Genomic DNA, 4,686 nt, shown 5'->3' with positions numbered 1-4,686 from the left:
TATCGAGTTCAATATTCAAGTAGCCGGGGACCATGTAAGGGCGGACTAAGGTATTCAACTGATGTGGATATAAATATTGTAAAAACCTTAGCAGCTTTAATGACCTTGAAAAGTGCCGTAGTAAATATCCCTTTCGGAGGCGCTAAAGGTGCTATTTGCTGTGATCCGTCCCATTTATCAAGAGAAGAATTAAAACGCATTACACGTCGTTATACTGCGATGATCCTCCCACTTATTGGTCCAGAAAAAGATATTCCAGCCCCGGATATTAACACCAATGATGAAGTCATGGGATGGATTATGGATACTTATAGCATGTTCAAAGGGTATTCAGTCCCTGGGGTTGTTACTGGAAAACCCCTAGAAATCGGGGGTACCTTGGGAAGACAAGGAGCAACCGGTCGAGGGGTAGTCTATATCATTAATGATATAGCTCCTTGGTTAGGATTTTCACTGGTTAATGCCAAAGTCTCCATACAAGGTTTTGGAAAAGTTGGAAGCATCTTAGCCCAGCTTCTCGCTCATCAAGGTTCTAAGATTATTGCAATATGTGATATAAGTGGTGGCGTATATCGAGAATCTGGTTTAGATATTGATGACCTTATTAATTATGTAAACAACAATCCCAGCAAGACAATCAAGGGGTATAAAGCCCCAGGTGTAACAGAATTTCCCAAAGAAGAAATTTTCTACTTCACAGTTGACCTTTTTATCCCAGCTGCTAAAGAAAACCAAATCAATGCTTCCATAGCAAAAAAGTTAAATACCAAAATAATCGCTGAAGCTGCTAACGGGCCAACTTTGGTTGAAGCTGATGAAATATTATCATCCCGAAGTATTATTGTGATTCCGGATATTCTGTTAAGTGCTGGTGGTTTGGTAGTTTCTTACTTCGAGTGGGTGCAAAATATACAATCACTGATGTGGGACGAGAGCGAGGTTAATGAATTATTGATGAGAATAATGAAAAGAGCTTTCAATGAAGTGTGGGTTATTCACCAACAAAGAGGGGTAAGTTTGAGAACGGCAGCTTATATGTTAGCAATTGACCGAGTAATAAAAGCCAAAAAAATTAGGGGGGTATTTCCATAATCTGGAAAAAATAAAATGAAAAATCCTCCCAAATCAGAATTAATATATCGAATTATAAAAGAAAATGGGTCTCTTTCGAGAAATGATTTATCGAAAGCAACTGGTATTGGAATTCTAACTATTGCCAAATATGTTGATAAGTTAATTTCAGATGGCAAGGTAGCGGAAAGTGGCTGGGATGATAAAACCGGTGGGAGACCCGCCCGATTGCTCAGTATTAATCCCAACTTTGGCAAGGCATTAGGAATTGAGTTGGGAGGATCCTATATTAACTGGGTTATTTCCAATTGTGTTGGAGATATATTTCAAAGCGGAACGATAAAAGTTCAAAAAAACGAACCAATTAAAAATAATCTGGAAGATCAAATCAAAAAGATTTTAGATAGTAATGAAAATATAAAATCAATTGGTATTGCCAGTACCGGTATAGTGGAAACTGTTACTGGGACATCACTTTGTTCTCCCCAGCGGGAGGATTTAAATGATTTTCCAATCAAAAAGTTTCTTGAAGAAAAATTTAAACTTCACGTTTATTTAGATGACGTGTGCAGAACGGTGGCTTACGTTGAGCAAAATCACGGAGTGGCAAGAAATTTAAAAGAATTTTTATATTTTTATCTTGATGTGGGGATTGGGTTATCAATAGTAATGGATGGCAAAATTTATCGTGGTCCTTTTGGTATTTCCGGAGAAATTGGACACTTTATAGTTGATGAAAACGGACCGTCCTGTGGTTGTGGAAACCGTGGATGTTTAGAAGTGTATACATCAATTGCTGCGATTATCCGTAATGCCAAAAAGTTTATTGAAAATGGTGTGCAATCGAGCTTGCATAATCAAGAAATAAACATTGAGAATATCATCAATGAAGCCAGAAAGGGAGATAAATTGAGTTATCGGTTGATAACTGAATCGGGTGAACGCATCGGAGCGGTGGCCGCCCAAGTAATTAATTTTACTGGTATACCTCTGATTATTTTTGGTGGTCGGTTAAAACATGCCAATCAATTATTAATTGAGCCAATCCAACATATTATTAAAAAGAATTCTTTGTCGGTACTCAGTCAAAAGTTAGAAATGAGAATTTCTTCTTTAGATGATTGGGCGGGGGCACTTGGTGCCTCAATGCTCTCTTTATTGGAAGTTATTCAATAGAAATAGCATTATTTACCGGATCATATTAGGAACCTTAGATTCTTTTATGAGGGGAGATAGATTCTGCTTAGAGAAATTTTTGTGTCTTGATTGGGAAAGACCATTTACCGGTTATGGATTGAAAAGAAGCAGTGAGATTTTAAGGTCTAAAAATTATAATTAAAGACCTAATCAATGATTTCGATAAAAAGTGATAATAATAAGAATTAAAAAAAGGAGAAGGAGGTTCATATGGAAAGAATAAAGGTAGGAATTATTGGTACCGGTTTTGTTGGAACGGTGCACATTGATGCTTTAAGACGTTTGGGTTTTGTCGAAGTAGTCGCGGTTGCCGAAGCAAATGAGGAATTAGCTCAAAAAAAAGCTGCGGATTTTTTTATCCCTCGTGCTTATGGTAACTATCATGACCTCATCAATGATCCGGATGTTCAAGTTATTCATAACTGCACGCCTAATCATCTTCATCTGGAAATCAATACCGCTATTATTCAAGCCGGTAAACACATCTTCTCCGAAAAACCCTTAGGTATGAATCGCTTTGAATCAAGTAAAATGTTGGAATTAGCTGAAAAATACCGAGTAGTACATGGAGTTAATTTTAACTATAGAATGTATCCTTTAGTCCAAGATATGAAACACCGGATTCAGAAGGGGGAGCTGGGAAAAGTTAATTTAATCCATGGGTCTTATTTGCAAGATTGGCTTTTTTATGAAACCGATTATAACTGGCGCATAGAACCAAAGTATGGTGGAGCAACTCGAGCAATTGGAGATATCGGTTCACACTGGTGTGATCTTGCTCAAACACTAACCGGGCTCAAAATCACCAAGGTATTTGCCGACTTATCAACCGTGATACCAGTGAGGAAAAAATCAAAAATCGTTGAGACTTTTAGTGAAAATCGTGAACCTACCGATTACGAAGAAATACCGATACAGTCAGAGGATTGGGGAGCAGTCTTAATCCGGTTAGAAAATGGAGCTAGCGGGGTTTTCTATGTTTCACAAATAAGTGCGGGAAGAAAATGTTGTTTGAATATCGAAATTGATGGATCAAACCAATCCTTTTATTGGAATCAGGAAGAAGGGGATCGAATGTGGATCGGTTATCGCAACCAACCGAATGCCTATTTCATGAGAGATCCGAATCAGCTTGATCCAAAGTGTCGAGGTTATGTGCTTGCACCAGGCGGACATCCTGAAGGTTGGTTGGATAGCCTTAAAAATAGCCTGCTGGCTTATTATCGTGCAGTTCTTGATGCAAAAAATGCTTCAAACAAAAAGCCTGATTATGCTACTTTTCATGACGGTTATGATATTAGTTGTATCGTCGACGCAATTGTGGAAAGCCAACAAAAAGGAAAATGGGTAAAAGTTGCCCGATAAAGGAGGAAGATCAATGACTGTCAAACCGACTTTTGGAGGACCGGGTTCATATGTAATTGGTGAAGAAGAGAAAAAAGAAGTGATGGATGTTCTAGAGTCGGGATATCTTTTTCGTTATGGTTCAGAAGACGATCCCAGTTTTAAAAAGAAAGTATTTACTCTTGAACAAGAATTTTCTCAGTTGATCGGAGTCAAGCATGCAGTTGCGGTGAATAGCGGAACCAGCGCATTGCTCACCGGTTTGGCTGCTCTTGGTATTGGGCCTGGTGATGAGGTTATCGTTCCCGGATATACCTTTATTGCTTCTATTTCAAGTATTATTGTATCCCGAGCTATTCCTGTTCTGGTCGAAATCGACGAATCACTGACTCTTGACCCTCATGATGTAGAAAAAAAGATTACCAACAAGACGAAAGCCATCATGCCAGTACACATGCTGGGAAATCCTTGCCAGATGGATGCTATCATGGATATCGCCCGACGGCATAGGTTATTGGTCATTGAAGACTGTGCTCAAGCTGCCGGGGCATCCTTCCAAGGGAAGAGAGTTGGGAGCATTGGAGATATTGCTGCTTTCTCGTTGAATGTTTTTAAAACGATCACTGCTGGCGATGGTGGTATTGTAGTGACGGATAACGATGACTATTACGAACGGGCTTTTGGATTTCATGATCAAGGCCACAAACCCATGCGGGCCGGTGTTGAGGTTGGGAAAAGAAGCATTGTAGGGTTGGATCTTCGCATGAACGAATTGACCGGAGCATTTGCTTTAGCCCAGGCTCGAAAAGTGGATAAAATCCTTAAAACGCTTCGAGAAAAGAAGAGTAAGCTAAAAACCGCCTTAGCCAAGATTCCGAATATCGGCTTTAGGACCATAAACGACCAAAATGGAGAATGTGCCACTTTGCTTACTTTACTTTTTAAAGATAAAGCCACAGCAGACGCCTTCGGTGAAAGGGCTGGAACTAAGACCATTGCTCATTCTGGTTGGCATGTTTATAACAATATGGAACAAATTTTACAAAAGAAAACTTCAACCCTCTATCCCTGCCC

General features: G+C 39.3%; 4 protein-coding genes. All 4 read left to right on the top strand.

Features of this window, described 5'->3' with window-relative positions:
• Positions 1-1,092: Glu/Leu/Phe/Val family dehydrogenase (locus PLK24_RS08520; protein ID WP_324478170.1), on the top strand; the 1,092-nt coding region annotated here is incomplete at its 5' end.
• 15 nt (positions 1,093-1,107) lie between these two features.
• On the top strand, positions 1,108-2,247 hold the full coding sequence (locus tag PLK24_RS08515; RefSeq protein WP_324478168.1) for an ROK family transcriptional regulator: 1,140 nt from the start codon (positions 1,108-1,110) through the stop codon (positions 2,245-2,247).
• A gap of 231 nt (positions 2,248-2,478) precedes the next feature.
• Entirely contained in the window at positions 2,479-3,633 is a 1,155-nt protein-coding gene (locus PLK24_RS08510) for a Gfo/Idh/MocA family protein (protein ID WP_324478167.1), read from the top strand.
• A gap of 13 nt (positions 3,634-3,646) precedes the next feature.
• Positions 3,647-4,686 (top strand): DegT/DnrJ/EryC1/StrS family aminotransferase (locus tag PLK24_RS08505; protein WP_324478166.1); only part of this gene is annotated, 1,040 nt, incomplete at its 3' end.

Origin of the sequence: Atribacter sp. (genome assembly GCF_035418125.1) — a bacterium.
Taxonomy (GTDB): domain Bacteria; phylum Atribacterota; class Atribacteria; order Atribacterales; family Atribacteraceae; genus Atribacter; species Atribacter allofermentans.
The sequence above is the reverse complement of the archived record's forward strand: the minus strand, read 5'-3'. Positions and strand labels throughout refer to the sequence as shown.

What these genes read in the sequence shown, in the direction of transcription:
- PLK24_RS08510 (WP_324478167.1), top strand. Translation starts at nt 2,479, where the DNA reads ATGGAAAGAATAAAGGTAGGAATTATTGGTACCGGTTTTGTTGGAACG.
- PLK24_RS08515 (WP_324478168.1), top strand. Translation starts at nt 1,108, where the DNA reads ATGAAAAATCCTCCCAAATCAGAATTAATATATCGAATTATAAAAGAA.